A 20,012-nucleotide genomic window follows, 5' to 3' on the forward strand; every position below is an offset into this window, starting at 1 on the left:
GCGAATAGGTCACAGCTCATCCCTGTCCGGCCGATAGGTCGTGTGACCTGGCAGTTTCAGATCGCTGTTCACCAGTGTAGGGATCGTCCAGAACGCTCCATGGCGCAGTACCCGGAACTGACCGAGTCGCGCCAGCTCAGAAAGAACATGCGAAGGCGTCGGTGCGAAGGGTGTATACCCCCGCTCGGCGCTCCATCTGCCGCTGCCCGTCAACAGGTTGGCCTCGTCTTGGCCAAAGGTCGGGGTGTAGCTCAACAAGGCGCCGTCCCGCGCTGTCAGGTAAAAACCAGTAATGGGCAATTTCTGGTTTTTCAGCGTGTAAAGGTAAAAACCCAACTCGCGCCATGACACGAAATACTCAGCATAGGAGCGCTCAACACCGTTCTGCGTCTGGTCCAGCCCCGCGTGAAACAACGGGTAGGCTGCGCTGATCTGATAGCCCGTCGGCCACTGCTTCGATTCGCCTGTAAACAAATGCGCGGCTGCACTCGATGGGAAACCGTCGTCGGTAATCGCCAGGACTGGCACATGACTGTTGTCCGCGCCTTTTTCAAGCAACGCACTGATCGACTGTTGGCCTGTAAACACGCCCGCTCGGTCATGGACGAATCCCGCGGCATCATCGCGATGCGCGAACACGGGCCCCAGTGCCCATTGGTTATGCCCCGCAGGCAATGTGCCGCGAGACCGCCCCGGCTGCCACTGCGTATCCACCACGCCAATGCCCGCCCAATGCTCGCTGGGCTCCAGGATGCTCAATTCACCGGCTGCCGCCATACGCCGAATGTAATCCCTCGGGCTGAGCTCAAACCTCTTTAATCGGTAGTCATCCCTGTACTCGATAAAGCGGCTATTGCGCACAACGAACTTCAGCAACGCGCCGTCGGCACACGACAGATAGAGTGGCATCGCCGCACGGTTCGCCTTGGCATGCACCTGATACATCGCCTGTATCACGCGCGACGGGAGAATCAGCCCGCGATAAATGGAGTCCTGGGTCACGATATGGCCACCAGGTTGGATGTCCCCCCATTGCAGCCCGCACAAATACATACCCGCCATTTGATAACGATCGGGGTAGCCTTCATCGGCAAACACTCGTCGATGCGCCAGCTCTGATCCGCCTTCGGTCACCGGCAGCGTCGCCACAAAACGTCCGTTACCGGTCGACTGGAGCACATAGCCAAACTGAGCCTGCTCCCTTTCCCCCGCCAGCTCATGGGCATAACGCGCAGCGTCGTCTGCCCTGGCATGCAGCGGGCTGAACGCCGGGTCGACAGTGGCTTCGAGGTAGCGTCGCCCCCTCAATGCGAGCGTGGCAAAGGGTCGCCACCCCGCGACAGGACCAGGCGCGCCCCACATCTTACTGCCCGCGACCACTTGCAATTCAAAGGTGTTGCTTGCCCGCCTGACATACTCGTCGGGTGCCAGCTCACCCTTGCGCATCTGGCGCTCAAGCGTCCCGTTGAGCCAATCAAGACGATTGCTAGGCCGCATGATGAGCTCAGCGGTTGAAATCTGCGGGAGCTTCAACTCCGCGCGAGCCTTCAGCCGCACCAATGCGCCGTCAGGCGCCAAGAGATAGTGGTAGTAACGTGAATGATCAACGGAGAGCGCCTGGGCCAACAGGCGAGTGGAAAACATATTGCCGTACACCGCCGATTGAACCGGTGAGAGCAGAAATGGCCATTGCATCGCAGGCCTGGAGTGATAGGTGGCTACCACCGTTGTGCGCGTCGGATAAAGCCCACGCGTCACCATTTCATCCGGAAAGATCCGTTTGATATCGAACACTTCATCCGGTACGCGCACAGGTTCGCTGGCGATAAAACCCCCGTCGTCCCTGCGTAGAATGACACCGCCATAGGATTGCTCAAGATCAGGCGTGACGCGGCGGCGGATGTACTGCGCGGCATCATCTGCAGACAGGAACACCGGGCTGAGTCGACCTCGCTGCAGGTTTTCATAGGGTACCCACAACCCTTCAACGTCGCCTGTGAGCCCCCAGCAACGACTGGTCTTAACCACTCGCAAATGCCCGGTGGAAGCCACCCTGCGCACGAACTGAAGTGGCTGCAATGTGCCGATATCCAGCTTGGCCCGTATGCTGTCTAGTGCATCTGCCTCTGTACTTCGCTCAAAGATCCCTTTCGTGGATGGCGACTGGTAACACAACAGGGCTCCTTCCGGTGGAGCGAGATACACCGGAGCACCGCGCGGCGGCCGCAGGGTCTCGGCCCGCGCCTGGGTAATCGCCTCACTCAAGTCCTCAGGCTCGATGAACACCTGCTTCAACCAAGTGGCCGAGCCATTTCCGACAAACTGGTTGGCGTAATACAGGCTGTGACACTCGAAGCCTTCGGGCAATTGGGTGCCATACAGGCTCTTGAGGGACAGCAGCGGCGATTTGGCCGTCACCGGGATCAGCTCACTGGCAACGTATTCCTCCCGGCTTTCGTGCTTGAGGATGAAAGCAAAGTAACGGCTGACAAAATGCTGCGCATGATCCAACGGGTCGCGTCGATACAGGTCGCTGGCGGCGTCGTCAGCGCTTCTGAAAATTGCGCCATGGCTGACCGTCGCCGGTCGCTGAAACTCAAGTGCGCGCCCCCAAGGGCCCCAGTCCAACTCGACAAAGTCGGCAGGCCCCCACAGGGCGTTGCCGATCACCACTCTTAACTTGCCCGACTCGGCCAGCGTTCTGACGACATCGGCGGGTTTGGTCTTACCGTCGCCCAAGCTTTTGGCCTGTGTACTCACCTCACCGGTGGGTTCAACCATCCATTGTTTTCGCCAACCCGATGAAGTGAACGACGGGTCGCACGCAATCAGGCTGTCCTCGGCACTGGACAGGTACCCCACCAGCCCCGAGCGCAAGAGGTCCTCCACATCCTGTGGATGAAACATCTGCGCCCCCAGCTCCGCCTCCTGCGGGGTCCATTTGAACCGAGCAATATAGGCCGGATCGGTTAGCGATAGCGCCACCCGAGATGCATAGCGCGCATGCAGGCTATGACCGGGGTGCAGGATAATCGGGGTGCCCAGGCGGTCGACCGGATAGAGCCCGTTGAAAGCAAAGGGCCGAGGCTTGGCGGGCACCGGTTCAGTCACGACAAAGCGTCCGTCGGCACGTTTGAGGATCATCCCGCCGAGCACCTGGTCGCGCCGCTTACCGATATTCCCGTGAACAAAACGCGCCGCGTCGTCGGCTGACAAGAACGCATTGCTCAACGACGGCAGTGCAAACCGGGAATAGGGCAACCAACGCTCATCGACCACACCCATGCGATCCCACAGTGCACTGGTCTTTTCGACCGTCAACTCGCCCGCTGCCGCGACTTGGCGTACAAAATCGCGCGTCAACATCGACCCGTTGAGCAGCGCGGCTTGCTGGCCGTTGTCGGCCACCTGGCCATCTTGCGCCTGGGTGAAGAGCCGGGACTCAAGCGCCGAGCCGGAGAAGCGATAGCGCAAGACCGCCTCGTCCCGCAGGCGGATATACAACGACGCGCCCAGGGTGGATTGCGGCCCCTGGCCATACTGACGAAACCGCACGATGTGCTGAGCAAGTTCCAGCGGGCTGATGAAGTTTTTATACAGCCAGTTTTCCAGCGTGGGATATTGAACAGGCAGTGGCCGAGAGTGAACGTAAATACCGTATAGGTGATAGCCAACGGGAAACCTGGGCAAGTCTTTCACCGCATCGTCGAGCGGGTCGGGATCACGCGCGAAATAGACCGCCTCAGTATCGGCCTCCAAAATCAATACCTGCTGACGCACATTGGGTTTGCGCTGGACCTGCGACGCGGCCCGCGCCAGCGCTCGCTGTACGTTCGGGAACACCGGCCACGGTTTGTAGGGTTCCCAATCAGCCGGAACCTGGCCCACGGAGCCGCCCCAATAAGGGCTGCTGAGCAAAAAGGTCAGGCGCCCAACCGACGCCAGTTTCTTGTAAAAACCCTCCAGCGTTCCATCGTGGGCATCCGGGGAGTCGAAGCTGCCATTGGTCGCCAGCCATCGGTAATAGTTAGCGGCCGCAGGCGACTCATCGAACTGAAACGCGATCAGCGTACCGGCAGGGCCTGACAGGTAAGCGGTGTTGAACTGACGGCGGTTCTGATAATTGAACAGCACGTCTTCTGAGGAGTAAAAATCCAGGAAAGCCGTGACTTGGTGCGCGGTCCATTTGGGATTACGGCGGGCAGTCTGCGCGGCGCTATTGGGGTGCGTATGCCAGCTGGCAACGATCTGATAACCCTCCGGCTCAAGGTAAGCCGTATTGCCCGCATTGTCGTCGAGCAAAAGATTGAAATTGAACACGGTCGGCCGATCCGAAATCGGCTCAGTGCCGACGAAAAGGCCATCGGCCGAACGCCGCAGAATCACGCTGCCGTACTCCACCTGCAGATTCTGGCCTACCCGGCCATGAAGGTAGCGAGCCACCTCATCCGCCGTTTTGAACGCCGGGCTGAGCGTACCGAGCCTGGCGTGACCGCGCGCCAGGGTTGCGCGTTTTTCGCGCAGGGGTTGATCGTCCATGATGACTCCTTGGAACACGTTTGGATGTTCCATCATCCTGAACACCCCCTGATTCTGAGGGCGCTACATAGTTAGCCGCCCCTCGCACCAAGACAGTGCCCCGCCCTTTCCACTCCGCCGAACCGGCGCTTATTCAGTGCGTCGTCCGCGGATTGCACGGCCTGATCCCCCTTGAACGCGGCCCTCGGCAAAGCAGGCACAGCCCTTGCAATCGCCCTCCCATCTGTCCAACAACAACACTTGGGTTCTCGGAGATCGCACCATGAAGCGTCGCAGCTTGATCAAGGCTTTCACTCTTTCGGCATCCATTGCCGCCATGGGCATGACCTGGACCGTGCAGGCCGCCGAGACCATCAAGGTCGGCATCCTGCACTCGCTGTCCGGCACCATGGCCATCTCCGAAACCTCGCTCAAAGACATGGCGCTGATGACCATTGACGAGATCAACGCCAAGGGTGGCGTGAACGGCAAGATGCTCGAACCGGTGGTCGTGGACCCGGCGTCCAACTGGCCGCTGTTCGCCGAGAAAGGCCGCCAGTTGCTGACCCAGGACAAGGTGGCCGTAGTGTTCGGCTGCTGGACCTCGGTGTCGCGCAAGTCCGTGTTGCCAGTGTTTGAAGAACTCAACGGCCTGCTGTTCTACCCGGTGCAGTACGAAGGCGAAGAGATGTCGCCGAACGTGTTCTACACCGGCGCCGCGCCGAACCAGCAAGCCATCCCCGCCGTGGAATACCTGATGAGCGAGGAAGGCGGCGGCGCCAAGCGCTTCTTCCTGCTGGGCACCGACTACGTGTACCCGCGCACCACCAACAAGATCCTGCGTTCGTTCCTGCACTCCAAAGGCGTAGCAGATAAGGACATCGAAGAGGTCTACACCCCGTTCGGCCACGCCGATTACCAGACCATCGTCGCCAACATCAAGAAGTTCTCGGCTGGCGGCAAGACGGCGGTGATCTCCACCGTGAACGGCGACTCCAACGTGCCGTTCTACAAAGAGCTGGCCAACCAGGGCCTGAAGGCCACCGACGTACCGGTGGTGGCGTTCTCGGTGGGTGAAGAAGAACTGCGCGGCATCGACACCAAGCCGCTGGTGGGCAACCTCGCCGCCTGGAACTACTTCCAGTCGGTGGAGAACCCGGTGAACAAGAAATTCGTCGCCGACTGGAAGGCCTATGCCAAGGCCCACAACCTGCCGGGCGCAGACAAGGCCGTGACCAACGACCCGATGGAAGCCACCTACGTGGGCATCCACATGTGGGCGCAAGCGGCGGAGAAAGCCAAGTCCACCGACGTCGACAAAGTGCGTGAAGCCCTGGCCGGCCAGACCTTCGCCGCGCCGTCCGGCTTCACCCTGACCATGGACAAGACCAACCACCACCTGCACAAGCCGGTGATGATCGGCGAGATCCAGGCTGACGGGCAGTTCTCGGTGGTGTGGCAGACCGACAAGCCAATCCGCGCCCAGCCGTGGAGCCCGTACATCCCGGGCAATGACAAGAAGCCGGATTACGCCGTCAAGAGCAACTAAGCCTAGAAACACAACTCCTGTAGGAGCCGGCTTGCCGGCGATCAGCTTGATGCGGTCAACCTGACAGACCGCCATCGCCGGCAAGCCAGCTCCTACAAAGTCCGTGCATGATCAGGACACTTTGTTATGCCCACTGCCCTGTACCGTTTCATCCTCACGGCCCTGCTTGTGCTGCCCTTCGCAGCACACGCCAGCGACGCCGACGACTTCCTCGCCGCCAACCCGGCCCAACAAGCCAAGCTGCTCCAGGACTGGGCCGCCCAGCCGGATCCGGCGCGCATCGAGTTGGTGGACGCCCTGCAACAAGGCCAGCTCACGGTCAACGGTGAAACCAAAACCGTGCGCCTGAACAACCGTCTGCGCAGCCTGATCGACAACGTACAAGCCAGCCAGCAACTGCTCGCCGCCGACCCCAAGGTGCGCCTGGCCGCCGCGGTAACCCTGCAAAAAAGCGCACAGCCTGCGCAGCTCAAATTCCTCGACCAGCAGGTCGCCGCCGAGACAAACGAGGACGTGCACACCGCCCTCAGCCTGGCCCTGGCCAACCTGCAACTGGTCGACCCTGACCCCGTGGTGCGCCTCGCCGCCGTGCGCCTGCTCGGCAGCACCGGCGACCCGCTGGCCCGCACGCGCCTTGAAGCGCTGCTCGCCCCCGGTGTGGAAACCGATGCCGCCGTGCACACCGCCGCCGAGACCAGCCTGGCGCAGGTCAAACGCAAACTGATGTTGGGTGAAATCCTCGGCCAGGCCTTCAGCGGCATGTCCCTGGGTTCGATCCTGCTGCTGGCGGCCCTGGGCCTGGCGATCACCTTCGGCCTGCTTGGCGTGATCAACATGGCCCACGGCGAGATGCTGATGCTCGGCGCCTACTCCACGTATGTGGTGCAGTTGCTGATGCAGCGTTATGTGCCCGCCGCGATTGAGTTCTACCCACTGATCGCGTTGCCCGTGGCGTTTTTTGTCACCGCTGCCATCGGCATGGCGCTGGAACGCACGGTGATTCGCCACCTGTATGGCCGGCCGTTGGAAACCCTGCTGGCCACTTGGGGCATCAGCCTGATGCTGATCCAGTTGGTGCGCCTGGTGTTCGGCGCGCAGAACGTCGAAGTGTCCAACCCCGAATGGCTGTCCGGTGGCATCCAGGTACTGCCCAACCTGGTGTTGCCGTACAACCGCATCGTAATCATCGCTTTTGCGCTGTGCGTGGTGGTGCTGACCTGGCTGCTGCTGAACAAGACGCGCCTGGGCCTGAACGTGCGGGCCGTGACCCAGAACCGCAACATGGCCGCCTGTTGCGGCGTACCCACTGGCCGCGTGGACATGCTCGCGTTCGGCCTGGGTTCCGGTATCGCGGGCTTGGGCGGCGTGGCGCTGAGCCAGATCGGCAACGTCGGCCCGGACCTGGGCCAGAGCTACATCATCGACTCCTTCCTTGTGGTGGTACTCGGTGGTGTCGGGCAGTTGGCGGGTAGCGTCATGGCCGCCTTCGGTCTGGGCATCGCCAACAAGATTCTGGAACCGCAGATCGGCGCCGTGCTCGGCAAGATCCTGATCCTCGCGCTGATCATTCTGTTTATCCAGAAACGCCCGCAGGGACTCTTCGCACTGAAAGGACGGGTGATCGACTGATGAACCAGCCATTGATGCTCACGGCCACGCAAAAGGCCGGCCCCAAGGTGACGATTGCAGTGGGCGGGGTGATCCTCGCCGTGCTGTTGGCACTGCCGCTGTTGTCGTTGTTGCCCGCGGAAAATGCCCTGCATGTCTCGGCCTACACCCTGACGCTGGTGGGCAAGATCCTCTGCTACGCCATCGTCGCCCTCGCCCTGGATTTGGTGTGGGGCTATGCCGGCATGTTGTCCCTCGGCCACGGTCTGTTCTTCGCCCTCGGCGGTTATGCGATGGGCATGTACCTGATGCGCCAGGCCTCCGGCGATGAGTTGCCGGCGTTCATGACCTTTCTCTCCTGGACCGAACTGCCGTGGTATTGGGTGGGCACCGAGCACTTCCTCTGGGCGATGTGCCTGGTGGTGTTAGCGCCGGGTCTGCTGGCGCTGGTGTTCGGGTTCTTCGCCTTTCGCTCGCGGATCAAGGGCGTGTATTTCTCGATCATGACCCAGGCCCTGACCTTTGCCGGGATGCTGCTGTTCTTTCGCAACGAGACCGGTTTTGGCGGCAACAACGGCTTCACCAATTTTCGCAGCATCCTCGGCTTTGGCATCACCGAGCCGGGCACGCGAGCAGTGCTGTTCGTTGCCACGGTAGTGCTGCTGGTGGCGAGCCTGTTCATCGGCTGGCGCCTGGCCCGCAGCAAGTTCGGCAGGGTACTGACCGCCCTGCGCGACGCGGAAAACCGCCTGATGTTCTGCGGCTACGACCCGCGAGGTTTCAAGCTGTTCGTGTGGGTGTTGAGCGCGGTGCTGTGCGGCTTGGCCGGCGCGTTGTATGTGCCGCAGGTGGGCATCATCAATCCCAGCGAGATGTCGCCAACCAACTCGATTGAAGCGGCTGTGTGGGTCGCGCTTGGCGGGCGTGGAACCTTGATCGGCCCGTTGCTCGGCGCCGGCGTGGTCAATGGCATGAAAAGCTGGTTCACCGTGGCCTTCCCGGAATACTGGCTGTTCTTCCTCGGGGCGCTGTTCATCATCGTCACCCTGTACCTGCCCAAGGGCGTGATCGGGCTGCTGAAGAAGTGAGAAACGTCATGCTCGAACCTATTTTCGACGCCGGCACCGGCCGCGACGCCATCGGTATCGGCCAGGCGGCAGGCCCAGGCCTGAACACGCGGCACGGCACCATCCTGAGCCTGGAAGACATCAGCGTCAGCTTCGACGGCTTCAAGGCGCTCAACAACCTGAACCTCTACATCGGCGTGGGTGAGCTGCGCTGCATCATCGGCCCCAACGGCGCGGGCAAGACCACGCTGATGGACGTGATCACCGGCAAGACCCGTCCCAGCCATGGCACGGCCTGGTTTGGCGAACACCTGGACCTGACTCGCCTGAGCGAAGTGCAGATCGCCCAGGCCGGCATCGGCCGCAAGTTCCAGAAGCCCACTGTGTTTGAAGCCCTCAGTGTGTTCGAGAACCTGGAACTGGCGCAGAAGACCGACAAGTCGGTGTGGGCCAGCCTGCGCGCACGCCTGAGCGGTGAGCAGAAAGACCGTATCGAGGAAGTGCTCGACACCATCCGCCTCACCGCCTCGGCGCAGCGCCCGGCCGGGCTGCTGTCCCACGGCCAGAAGCAGTTCCTGGAAATTGGCATGTTGCTGATGCAAGACCCGCAATTGTTGCTGCTGGACGAACCGGTGGCGGGCATGACCGACGCCGAGACCGAATTCACCGCCGACCTGTTCAAGCGCCTGGCGGGCAAGCATTCGCTGATGGTGGTGGAGCACGACATGGGCTTTGTCGGCTCGATTGCCGACCACGTCACGGTGTTGCACCAGGGCAGCGTGCTGGCCGAAGGGTCGCTGGAACAGGTGCAGGACAACGAGCGGGTGATCGAGGTTTACCTCGGCCGCTAACCCAGACACGGACTGTTTTATGTGGGAGCTGGCTTGCCTGCGATAACGATGTTGACTGACACACCGCCATCGCAGGCAAGCCAGCTCCCACAGTTGATCCGGTTCCCATCAGGGAACCGAGGAGAATTTGAAAATGCTGCAAGTCGACAAGCTGCACCAGTATTACGGCGGTAGCCACATCCTGCGCGGGCTGTCTTTTGACGTGAAGGTCGGCGAAGTCACCTGCCTGCTCGGGCGTAACGGCGTGGGCAAGACCACCTTGCTCAAATGCCTGATGGGCCTGCTGCCCTCCAAGGAAGGCGCAGTGACCTGGGAAGGCAAGGCCATCACCGGCTTCAAGCCGCACCAGCGTGTGCACGCCGGCATCGCCTACGTGCCCCAGGGCCGGGAGATTTTCGGGCGCCTGACCGTGGAAGAAAACCTGCTGATGGGTCTGGCGCGCTTCCCCGGCTCCGAGGCCAAGGAAGTGCCGGCGTTTATCTACGAGCTGTTCCCGGTGCTGCTGCAGATGAAACATCGCCGTGGCGGCGACCTGTCGGGCGGCCAACAACAGCAGTTGGCGATCGGCCGTGCGCTGGCCAGCCGCCCACGCCTGCTGATCCTCGACGAACCCACCGAAGGCATCCAGCCCTCGGTGATCAAGGAGATCGGCGCGGTGATCAAGAAGCTCGCGGCCCGTGGCGACATGGCGATCCTGTTGGTGGAGCAGTTCTACGACTTTGCCGCCGAACTGGCCGACCAGTACCTGGTGATGTCCCGCGGTGAAATCGTGCAGCAGGGCCTGGGTGAAAATATGGAAGCCGAGGGTGTACGCGGGCTCGTAACGATCTAATCTGTAGCGTCCTGACGATAAGCACACACCATGAACCTGCCCGTTACCCCTGCCCTGTTCACCCCCAGTTGGCACGCCGAGCTGGAACTCGGCTATGCGCGCTTCGGCGATACCACGCGCCCAGTGATGCGTCGCCACCTTGGGCCGCTGCGCGTGCAAAAGCACCTGTACGCCGAAGGCCCCGAAGTGTGCCAGCACATCATCGTGCACCCGCCCGGCGGCATTGCCGGCGGTGACCGCCTGGATATCCGCGCCCGCATCGGCGCGGGGGCCTGGGCGCAGTTGACCAGCCCTGGCGCGGCCAAGTGGTATCGCGCCAACGGCCCGGCCTATCAGCAACTGGACCTCACCGTGGAAGCCGGTGCCACCCTGGAATGGCTGCCCCAGGAAACCATCGTGTTCAGCGCGGCCCAGGCCGAACTTACTACGCGCATTGAGCTGCAAGGCGATGCCCGTCTGTTTTACTGGGACGTGGTCGCCCTCGGCCGCCCGGCCAGTGGTGAGCGTTTCGACCTCGGTCACTTTCAATCGCACCTGGATATCCGCCGCGACGGCCAGTTGCTCTGGCATGAGCGCCAGCGCATTGTAGGCGCCGATGGTTTGCTCGACTCGCCCATCGGCCTGGATGGCCAACCGGTGTTCGCAACACTGCTGCTGACGGCTGATATGGACCCCGAATTACTTGAGCAATGCCGCGCCCTGCCCCATGGGGTGCGCGGTGACTTGACCCAATTGCCGGGCTTGCTGGTTGCCCGTTGCCTGGCCAGTGAAGCGCTGCATGCGCGGGCCTGGTTGATTGATTTATGGCGCCTGTTGCGCCCGGCCGTCCTCGGCCGAGAAGCGATTTCACCTCGAATTTGGAGCACATGACGCCCCAACCTGTAGGAGCCGGCTTGCCGGCGATGGCGTCCTTGAGATCGCCATCGCCGGCAAGCCGGCTCCTACAGGGGGCTGCGGTGTATTCGTGAATGTTTTTTTATGAAGGATCTTGAACCATGGATTTGACCCCACGGGAAAAAGACAAGCTGCTGATCTTCACCGCCGGCCTCGTCGCCGAACGCCGCCTCGCGCGGGGTGTGAAGCTCAACTACCCGGAAACCATCGCCTACATCTCCGCCGCCTTGATGGAAGGCGCCCGCGACGGTCGCACCGTGGCTGACCTGATGCACTTTGGCACCACCTTGCTGACCCGCGAGCAAGTGATGGAAGGCATCCCGGAAATGATCCCGGACATCCAGGTGGAAGCCACCTTTCCCGACGGCACCAAGCTGGTCACCGTCCACCAGCCGATCGCCTGAGGTGCGAGCATGATTCGTGATGCAACCGAGCAGGACCTGGCGCAGATCCGCGACATCTACAACGACGCGGTGCTCAACACCACGGCGATCTGGAACGAGCAACCGGTGGACCTCGCCAACCGCCAGGCGTGGTTCACCGCGCGCCAGGCCCAGGCTTACCCGATTCTGGTCGCCATCGAAAACGATGAAGTGACTGGCTACGCGTCGTTTGGCGACTGGCGCCCGTTTGAAGGTTTCCGCTACAGCGTCGAACACTCGGTGTACGTGCGCAACGACCAGCGCGGCAAGGGCCTCGGCCCGCGCCTGATGGAAGCCCTGATCGAACGCGCCAGGGCTTGCGGCAAACACGTGATGGTCGCCGCCATCGAAAGCGGCAACCAGGCCTCGATCCGCCTGCACGAGCGCCAGGGCTTTGTCACCACCGGGCAAATGCCCCAAGTGGGCATCAAGTTCGGCCGCTGGCTGGACCTGACCTTCATGCAACTGACCTTGAACCCGGGCGCACAACCGCCCAAGGAGTGACGTCGATGAGTGCTGCGCAACTGCGTCGAGTCAATGCTGAAAGTTTTGCCCACTACCGCCTGGGCTTGATCGAGCTGTTGCTGGACGCGGTAAAGCATGGCGCCTCGGTGGGTTTCATGGCCGACATTGATGAGGCCCAGGCCCGCGATTACTTCACCGGCGTGCACACCCAACTGCAAGACGCCAGCCTGCTGCTGTGGGTGGTGGTGCGCGATGAACAAGTGATCGCCAGCGTGCAGTTGGCGCTGTGCCAGAAAGCCAACGGATTGAACCGCGCCGAAGTGCAAAAACTGATGGTGCACAGCCTGGCGCGCCGCCATGGCCTGGGCCAGCAATTGATGAACACACTGGAACTTGCCGCGCGCCAGCACAAGCGCGGCTTGCTGTACCTGGACACCGAAGCCGGCTCGCCGGCCGAAGCCTTCTACCAGTCGCTGCGCTACACCAAACTCGGTGAGTTGCCCGACTACTGCCAAAGCCCGGACGGGCGTTCACACCCAACCGCCATCTACTTCAAGACCTTGGGGCAACCTTCATGATTCCTGGTGAATACCTGATCCAGCCTGGCGAGATCGAGCTCAATGCGGGCCGCCGCACTCTCAGCCTGAGCGTGGCCAACAGTGGCGACCGACCGATCCAGGTGGGCTCGCATTATCATTTTTTCGAGACCAACGACGCGCTGACGTTTGATCGTGCGGCCAGCCGCGGCATGCGCCTGAACATTCCGGCAGGGACGGCGGTGCGGTTTGAGCCGGGGCAGAGCCGGGAGGTGGAGTTGGTCGATTTGAGCGGTGGCAGGCGAGTATTTGGGTTTGCCGGCCGGATTATGGGCGACCTGTAGGGCCCCATCGCAGGCAAGCCAGCTCCCACATGGGAACGCATTCCAAATGTGGGAGCTGGCTTGCCTGCGATAACGACTTCATATTCAACACAACTTTTCAGGGCACTCTCACATGAAAATCAGCCGCCAAGCCTACGCCGACATGTACGGCCCCACCGTCGGTGACAAGGTCCGCCTGGCCGACACCGAGCTGTTCGTCGAAGTGGAAAAAGACTTCACGATCTACGGCGAAGAAGTGAAATTCGGCGGCGGCAAAGTCATCCGCGACGGCCAGGGCCAGAGCCAGTTGCTCGCCCATGAAGTGGTCGACACGCTGATCACCAACGCACTGATCATCGACCACTGGGGCATCGTCAAGGCCGACGTCGGCCTCAAGAACGGCCGCATCCACGCCATCGGCAAAGCCGGCAACCCGGATGTGCAGCCCGGCGTGACCATCGCCATCGGCGCCAGCACCGAAGTGATTGCCGGCGAAGGCATGATCCTCACCGCCGGCGGCATCGACACCCACGTGCACTTCATCTGCCCGCAGCAGATCGAAGAGGCGCTGACCAGCGGCGTGACCACCATGATCGGCGGTGGCACCGGCCCGGCCACGGGCACCAACGCCACCACTTGCACCTCCGGCCCATGGCACCTGGCGCGCATGCTCCAGGCCAGCGATTCGTTCCCCATGAACATCGGTTTCACCGGCAAGGGCAACGCCAGTTTGCCGGAACCGTTGATCGAGCAGGTCAAGGCCGGCGCCATCGGTTTGAAGCTGCACGAAGACTGGGGCACCACGCCCGCCAGCATCGACAACTGCCTGAGCGTCGCCGACGAATACGACGTGCAGGTGGCGATCCACAGTGACACCCTCAACGAGTCGGGTTTCGTCGAAACCACCTTGGCCGCCCTCAAGGGCCGCACTATCCACACCTACCACACCGAAGGGGCCGGTGGCGGTCACGCGCCGGACATCATCAAGGCTTGCGGCTTCCCCAACGTGCTGCCCAGTTCCACCAACCCGACGCGGCCGTTCACCCGCAACACCATCGACGAACACCTGGACATGCTGATGGTCTGCCATCACCTGGACCCCAGCATTGCCGAAGACGTGGCCTTCGCTGAAAGCCGTATCCGCCGCGAAACCATCGCCGCCGAAGACATCCTGCACGACCTCGGTGCGTTCTCCATGATCAGCTCCGACAGCCAGGCCATGGGCCGTGTCGGCGAGGTGATCACGCGCACCTGGCAGACCGCCGACAAGATGAAAAAACAGCGCGGCCCGCTGCCTGGCGACGGCCCTGGCAACGACAACTTCCGCGCCAAACGCTACATCGCCAAGTACACCATCAACCCGGCGATCACCCATGGGGTGAGCCATATCGTGGGGTCCATCGAGGTGGGCAAATGGGCCGACCTGGTGCTGTGGCGCCCGGCGTTTTTTGGCATCAAGCCGACCCTGATTCTCAAGGGCGGCGCGATTGCCTCCAGCCTGATGGGCGACATCAACGGCTCCATCCCCACTCCGCAACCGGTGCACTACCGCCCGATGTTCGCCAGCTTCGGCAGCTCGCTGCACGCCACCAGCCTGACCTTTATCAGCCAGGCAGCGCAGGCGGCGGGAGTGCCGCAAGCCCTGGGTTTGAAGAAGCAGATCGCGGTGGTCAAGGGATGCCGCGAAGTGCAGAAAACCGACTTGATCCACAACGACTACCTGCCGGATATCGAGGTTGACCCACAAACCTATCAGGTCAAGGCCGACGGCGTATTGCTGTGGTGCGAACCGGCGGAGGTGCTGCCGATGGCCCAGCGGTATTTCCTGTTCTAAGACGCACGGCCCATGATCCGGTCGGTCAAGGTACGCAGGATGTTTTTGCGCTCATCGCCCAGGCGTGTCATCTCGGCATAGTATTCGTCGTCGCTCATCACCTGGCCCGGACTGACCTGTGACGCCGACTTACCCAACACCTGCGCCGACGCATCGATAGTCTTGCGCAGGTCAACCTTGCGCTCTGCGGATAGCGAGCCATCGTCGAGCCATTCCTGCTGGGCGGTATTCAGGTCGATCAAGGCGTCGCTCTTCGCGCTGACCGGTGCGAAGTCTGCCGCGAAGGTTGTTTGCACGTAATTAGCCCAGAACGGCTGCTCGATGATGCCATCGCGCAACAGGTCGCCGCTCTCCAGCTCGCGGACGCGGGTGTAGGCCTGCTCGATCATGGCAGGGGTGACATCAGGCTCGGTGTAAAACATGGCCGACTGCCAGGGCAGGTCCAGGCGATCCGCCAGGCGCGTGACGTATGCCAGGTGAATTTCCACCTCGTCAATGCTGGCAACCGGGTTGCCTGCGGCGTCGGAGCGCTGGATCAAGCCGCCGTCGCTGTCGTACTCAGGAAAGTGGCGACCGTTATCCAGCAACTCGGCTACCCGCGCATGGGCGATGCGCCCCAGCTCGTCGAGGCGCGCCTTGCCTTTGGCGAGGTCCAGCAGTTCAAGGCGCATCAGGCCCGGGTCGGTTAGCTCCAGTGCTTCATGCAGCAACACCTCGACCCCCATGGCATTGAACAGCTGCGCGCCCGCATCCACACAGGTGGTGGGTGCCAGCGCCATCTCGAACAAACGCTCGCGCAACGCACTGTCGCGCGCCATGGCCTCAAGCATGCGCCAGACCTTGGCTGTCAAGTCGTCCCTGTAGGCCTCGCTGCGCTTGCTCAAGTGCTCGCTCAGTTTGCGAATCTCATCAAAAAACGGCTCGCTGCCTGGCGCCTCTTCAAGGTCATCCCACACCGGTTGTTTGTTCATCCAGTTCTGGCGGGTCATGCCGCTCATCCAGTGCGCGCTGTCCTGGGTGCCCCTGGGTGGGAACCGACGGGAGGGGTCCATGCCGACAGACTCCGTATACAGGTTGAAGGTTTCGAGCACGGCAGGTGACAGCCAGTCCCGGGTCACGACGCTTCGTGCAATGATCCTTGCGCGTTCGGAGCCGGGCGCCACGTTGGGGATTGCATTGAGGTGGTTACCGCTCAGATCCAGCAAAAAGTCCCGCGGCCGCGGCGCGCCAAACAGCCCTGGCGGCCATTCCTGCAGGCCACATCCGGCCAGGTACAGCCATTTGAGCTGAGGTATACGGCTGATATCCACCGAGCGTCCCAGCGGGTTGCCCTCCAATGCCAGCCAAATGAGCTGGGGCATCCCGCGAATGTGCGAGGCTGTCTGTTCGGTCAATACGATCCGGTTATCGGAGAGGTCCAGCCCTTCCAACCGAGGCATGCCTGCGCACACGTCCGGCAACCGTGTCAGGTTATTACGCTCCAGGTTCAGAATGCGCAGCGCGCGGAATGATGAAAGAAAGCCATTGCTCTGGTCGGTCAACCCGCACCCCGGCAGATGCAAACTCGAAACGTGGTCGAAGTTGCCCGGTAACGCCGGCAAGGTGGCCAGTTGCGCGCCCACACCTCTGTTTTCCAGGCGAATACGTTGGCCCTGATAGTTGTCGTGGGTATCCACGTCCCACTCACAGCTTTTTTGCCAGGCGCTTCGAATCACGTCACGGATCTTGCGACGAACCCTCAAGTTCGGCACATCCCTTGGCCCGGTTGCCAACCAGCGATTGAGGGTGTTGTCCAGTTGCTCAAACTCGTTCTCAAGGGCGCGAAGCCAAGCGTCATCCGAGGCAACATGCCCTCGCAGGAATTCAGTGAGTTGCAGGTCGTTGATGGTGGGGTAAAGCATGCGTACACGCTCCCGAACGGTCACCGGGCGTCCCGCCCCCCGTCCGCTGAGCGGATAGCCCAAGCGGTTATCCGTCAGCCGCCGTGGCTGCCGCCAGGCGGGTTTTCGCTCGGGCTGCATGCGCAGCACCTGACGCAATTGATCACGATTCAACGCTTTGTCAATAACCAACCCTTCCAGTTGCTCCCCCTGACCCACATGGGGCAGACCGATCACCTTGCGGTGGCTGTCGGGCAGCGCGCGTTGCAGCGCACCGTATAAGCCATTGATGCCATGCAGCTCCTGGCCCTGCTCATCGAAGGGCTGGTAGCGCCCATCGCCCATCCGTACCAGCACCTTACGGCTGTCAGCGCCAGTGGGGCCAAACTCGGCACGCAGCGTTCCACTGAATGAAGCGTCGCGCACTTCCAGGCGTAGAGCGTTATGCCAGCCCGGCAATTTCTCCAAGGTATTGAGTACCAGCGCTTCGGTATCGACGTTGGCCAGGTCGCGCAGGTAAAGGCCTTCGTAGGCATGCGCCAGGCGCATACGGGCCTGGAGTTTGCGCGCCGCCTCCGCCAGCCGCAGGGGAATGCGATTGCGGCTATTGACCATCGCCAATTCGTCGGCAGACGCACTGTCCAACAGTTCCTGCACCATCAAGGTCGGCAAATGCTTAAAGTCTCGCTGCATGAGGCGCACCGCCGGATTACCCGCAGGCAGTCGCTCGCTATAGATACTCTGAAACAGTCTTGCGCGATTTTTTATCCCATGGGTACTCAAGCGCTGGGCCAGTAACAGAGCACGCTGGGGTTTTGTGGCAGGCAGGTGCTGGCCCAGGATCTGCTGGAGTTGCTCTGAGGTCAGGCTGTCGACGATACGAGCAGGCAGTTGGCCCTGAATCAACTCACTGCGCCGGATACGCACCACGTCATCAGTTGGCATCGCGACGCCATAACGCAGGGCGGCGCCTTCTACATCGCCCTGCACCTCAATGGCCTTGCCCACCGGCCAGCCAGGCAGCTCAACACTCAGCGCGGCGGCAAACCCGCACAGCTCATCGGATGGGGTGCCGGCGTGTATCTGCTGGCTGACTTTGATGGCGTCGCCATAGGCGCGAAACCGGTGTGCGGTATCGAGCAGTACGGCAGGTGTCGGCTCGCCCTCGGTGTGCATGCGGCGCAATTGTGACTCTTCGACACCGCTGACCTGGCGAATCTGTTCCAGCTCGCTGTCGGTAAAGCCATCCGTGACCGGACCCAGGCGCCGCATCAACTGTGTACCGCTCCAGGTCTGGGGCAAATCGGCTTCGTGTAACCAGGCGCCCTGACCGTTATGCCTCACGCGCGGCTGGTAGGCATCGGGACGGCTCGGATGGCTGATGCGATAGGCGCCGCTGTCCGGGTCCGCTTCGACACGGTAGTAACGATCCTGAATCGTCAGGGTCGTGGCGTCGTTGTCGACATACAGGCCGTGGGCATCTGGTTGGGTTTGCGGCTTCCCATTCACCGACTCATAGGCTGTAAGGTCCGGGTTCCAGAGACGTTGCTCGCCTGAGGCCAATGTCACACGTTTCAAATGATCGACCGCGCCGCTTAGCTGGATGTGCGGCAATACGCTGGCGCCAGCGGCGATGAACGCCGTATTGAGTGCCACCGACGAGAAATGTGCCCACATGCCCTCGAGATCGCCTTCCTCATAGGCATGCACCCCTTCGAAAACATCCGACATCATCTGCGCAGCCCCCACCGTCAGCATGATGGGACCAAGCCCGGGCACTACGAAGGCTGCCAGGTTAAGCACGTTCACTACGGCCTCCAGGTAGCTGTCCAGCCGCGCCATACGTGCAACCTGGTCTTCTACCCCGGTCGGCACAGCCACCGCGGCGGCATCGGCAAACTGCTTGCGCACATAGGCCTGGCGCACGCGTTCCCACAGTGCTCCGGTGATCGCGACTTCGTTCATGGGCAGGCGCGGCAGGTGCCCTCTGAGCGGATAGTCCTGGTTGGGTTTTTTCTCACCGGCGGGCTGATACAGCGTATCGAAACGCTGGAAAAACAGACCCTGCTCGCGGGCAGGGATATATCGGCTGAAAAAGCGTCTATAACTGGTGCTGTGCAAACGCGCTCGCAGGTCCGCCATGAACTCGCCGCTGTTGGCGTATTCCTTGAGCGGTTGTTGCGGGTCATCGGGCAGGTAGACCACCAGACGCTCGCTCGTACCACTGTCCAGGCGCTCCGGTCCGATCAGCAGAGGCCCGACCAGCACGCTGTCAAACACTTGCAGGGCGGCGGAGCTCACAGGCTTGTTAGCGCCCCACGTACCTGGCTGCCCGGCGAGTATCCTGGCCAGCATTGGGTAAGCCGACACACTGATGGCGCCCTGCATGTGGGCCACCTCCAGGCACAGCCCGAACTGTTCGCACAGGAACTGTTCAAGCTGCTGTTCAAGCCTGGTTTTTTCCGAGGTATTTTCCGGCTGCACGACAGCTTTTATATGCGCCTGGTAGAGCGCCCCAAGATCCAGTGTGCGGCACAGCTTGGCAAAGGCGTGAGGCGTGATGGGCACGGCGTACTCGGCCAGCACGGCAAACGAGGGGATGACATCACCGTCGAAGTCGCCCCAGTGGGTGATGATCTGGCAATCATCACAGGAAATAGGCTCTTCTTCCTGCGGCGTGAAATTGGCCAGGGCCGCCTCCAGCAACGTTACCCCTCGATAGCGGTAATCGAGGGCGGAATCACGGCTAACGTCAAACACAAAAAAGCCATACAGGTCATCTCGCTTCTGGAAGCCGTATTTGCGCGCAAAATACACATTGCGCACATCCAGATCGAGGTTGAATTGTTGCTTGATGGCCGCCTTGAGCCTGGGCTCGGCGAATGCCGCAATGGCTTCGATGCGGCCAAACCAGACATCGACCTCGTTGAGCCGCTCCTGGAACCGGGTCTGCCCGCCCGCCAGCGCCTGCCTGGCGACAGCAGGCGCCGTGGAATACCACGCGGGCAAGCTCAATGGGTGATCGGCCAAAGCCCGCTGGCGATCAGGTGCGGCCTGCATGAACCAGCGGGGTATGCGCGACTTGAGAAAGTCGTAGTGAACACCTCGAGGGTCAACGTTTAACGTTCCTTCGGGAGAGGAAACGGGCACAGGGTTTTCTGACATGGGGAACTCCGCTTGACTGAAAAAACCAGCCTATCGGATGCCCCCCGCAGTCAAAGCCTAGATAGTTA

Annotated in this window: 13 protein-coding genes; 11 read left to right on the forward strand and 2 right to left on the reverse strand. The window is 61.7% G+C overall.

The genetic code is table 11. The features are described 5' to 3' along the window. Positions 1-9: 9 nt before the first annotated feature. Entirely contained in the window at positions 10-4,539 is a 4,530-nt protein-coding gene (locus tag HX792_RS16435) for a DUF4329 domain-containing protein (RefSeq protein ID WP_176997073.1), read from the reverse strand. Between the two features lie 262 nt (positions 4,540-4,801). Between HX792_RS16435 and urtA the strand changes: the two genes are divergently transcribed. From urtA to ureC, 11 genes are all read left to right on the forward strand, one after another. Continuing rightward, on the forward strand, positions 4,802-6,067 hold the full coding sequence (gene urtA / locus HX792_RS16440) for an urea ABC transporter substrate-binding protein (RefSeq protein ID WP_176997074.1): 1,266 nt from the start codon (positions 4,802-4,804) through the stop codon (positions 6,065-6,067). Positions 6,068-6,193: 126 nt separating this feature from the next. Further along, complete coding sequence (urtB, locus tag HX792_RS16445; RefSeq protein WP_176997075.1) at positions 6,194-7,696, forward strand: urea ABC transporter permease subunit UrtB; 1,503 nt, start codon at positions 6,194-6,196, stop codon at positions 7,694-7,696. Next, complete coding sequence (gene urtC, locus HX792_RS16450; RefSeq protein ID WP_176997076.1) at positions 7,696-8,763, forward strand: urea ABC transporter permease subunit UrtC; 1,068 nt, start codon at positions 7,696-7,698, stop codon at positions 8,761-8,763. The genes urtB and urtC overlap by 1 nt, the downstream gene beginning before the upstream one ends. An 8-nt stretch (positions 8,764-8,771) precedes the next feature. Further along, positions 8,772-9,593 carry an urea ABC transporter ATP-binding protein UrtD gene (gene urtD / locus HX792_RS16455; RefSeq protein ID WP_176997077.1) on the forward strand — a complete coding sequence of 274 codons (822 nt, stop codon included), beginning with the start codon at positions 8,772-8,774 and terminating at the stop codon, positions 9,591-9,593. Positions 9,594-9,726: 133 nt separating this feature from the next. Then, positions 9,727-10,425: an urea ABC transporter ATP-binding subunit UrtE gene (gene urtE, locus HX792_RS16460; protein ID WP_176997078.1), complete on the forward strand. Its 699-nt coding sequence runs from the start codon at positions 9,727-9,729 to the stop codon at positions 10,423-10,425. 30 nt (positions 10,426-10,455) lie between these two features. Beyond that, on the forward strand, positions 10,456-11,295 hold the full coding sequence (locus HX792_RS16465) for an urease accessory protein UreD (RefSeq protein WP_176997079.1): 840 nt from the start codon (positions 10,456-10,458) through the stop codon (positions 11,293-11,295). Between the two features lie 125 nt (positions 11,296-11,420). Next, positions 11,421-11,723: an urease subunit gamma gene (locus HX792_RS16470; RefSeq protein WP_069075162.1), complete on the forward strand. Its 303-nt coding sequence runs from the start codon at positions 11,421-11,423 to the stop codon at positions 11,721-11,723. 9 nt (positions 11,724-11,732) lie between these two features. Beyond that, positions 11,733-12,245, forward strand: coding sequence for a GNAT family N-acetyltransferase (locus HX792_RS16475; RefSeq protein WP_176997080.1), 513 nt, complete (start codon positions 11,733-11,735; stop codon positions 12,243-12,245). 5 nt (positions 12,246-12,250) lie between these two features. Continuing rightward, on the forward strand, positions 12,251-12,784 hold the full coding sequence (locus tag HX792_RS16480; RefSeq protein ID WP_176997081.1) for a GNAT family N-acetyltransferase: 534 nt from the start codon (positions 12,251-12,253) through the stop codon (positions 12,782-12,784). Then, positions 12,781-13,086 (forward strand): urease subunit beta, encoded by a 306-nt coding sequence (locus HX792_RS16485; protein WP_176997082.1) that lies wholly within the window; start codon positions 12,781-12,783, stop codon positions 13,084-13,086. The genes HX792_RS16480 and HX792_RS16485 overlap by 4 nt, the downstream gene beginning before the upstream one ends. A 112-nt stretch (positions 13,087-13,198) precedes the next feature. Next, entirely contained in the window at positions 13,199-14,899 is a 1,701-nt protein-coding gene (ureC, locus tag HX792_RS16490) for an urease subunit alpha (RefSeq protein ID WP_176997083.1), read from the forward strand. Here the strand turns inward: ureC and HX792_RS16495 are convergent. Continuing rightward, positions 14,896-19,944 (reverse strand): dermonecrotic toxin domain-containing protein, encoded by a 5,049-nt coding sequence (locus HX792_RS16495; protein WP_176997084.1) that lies wholly within the window; start codon positions 19,942-19,944, stop codon positions 14,896-14,898. The two genes, ureC and HX792_RS16495, sit on opposite strands and share 4 nt — an antisense overlap. Positions 19,945-20,012: the final 68 nt, after the last annotated feature.

Origin of the sequence: Pseudomonas sp. B6002, assembly GCF_013385985.1 — a bacterium.
GTDB lineage: Bacteria > Pseudomonadota > Gammaproteobacteria > Pseudomonadales > Pseudomonadaceae > Aquipseudomonas.

Coding starts and splice junctions, on each gene's coding strand:
- HX792_RS16435 (WP_176997073.1), bottom strand. CDS start 4,539: ATGGACGATCAACCCCTGCGCGAAAAACGCGCAACCCTGGCGCGCGGT.
- urtA (WP_176997074.1), top strand. CDS start 4,802: ATGAAGCGTCGCAGCTTGATCAAGGCTTTCACTCTTTCGGCATCCATT.
- urtB (WP_176997075.1), top strand. CDS start 6,194: ATGCCCACTGCCCTGTACCGTTTCATCCTCACGGCCCTGCTTGTGCTG.
- urtC (WP_176997076.1), top strand. CDS start 7,696: ATGAACCAGCCATTGATGCTCACGGCCACGCAAAAGGCCGGCCCCAAG.
- urtD (WP_176997077.1), top strand. CDS start 8,772: ATGCTCGAACCTATTTTCGACGCCGGCACCGGCCGCGACGCCATCGGT.
- urtE (WP_176997078.1), top strand. CDS start 9,727: ATGCTGCAAGTCGACAAGCTGCACCAGTATTACGGCGGTAGCCACATC.
- HX792_RS16465 (WP_176997079.1), top strand. CDS start 10,456: ATGAACCTGCCCGTTACCCCTGCCCTGTTCACCCCCAGTTGGCACGCC.
- HX792_RS16470 (WP_069075162.1), top strand. CDS start 11,421: ATGGATTTGACCCCACGGGAAAAAGACAAGCTGCTGATCTTCACCGCC.
- HX792_RS16475 (WP_176997080.1), top strand. CDS start 11,733: ATGATTCGTGATGCAACCGAGCAGGACCTGGCGCAGATCCGCGACATC.
- HX792_RS16480 (WP_176997081.1), top strand. CDS start 12,251: ATGAGTGCTGCGCAACTGCGTCGAGTCAATGCTGAAAGTTTTGCCCAC.
- HX792_RS16485 (WP_176997082.1), top strand. CDS start 12,781: ATGATTCCTGGTGAATACCTGATCCAGCCTGGCGAGATCGAGCTCAAT.
- ureC (WP_176997083.1), top strand. CDS start 13,199: ATGAAAATCAGCCGCCAAGCCTACGCCGACATGTACGGCCCCACCGTC.
- HX792_RS16495 (WP_176997084.1), bottom strand. CDS start 19,944: ATGTCAGAAAACCCTGTGCCCGTTTCCTCTCCCGAAGGAACGTTAAAC.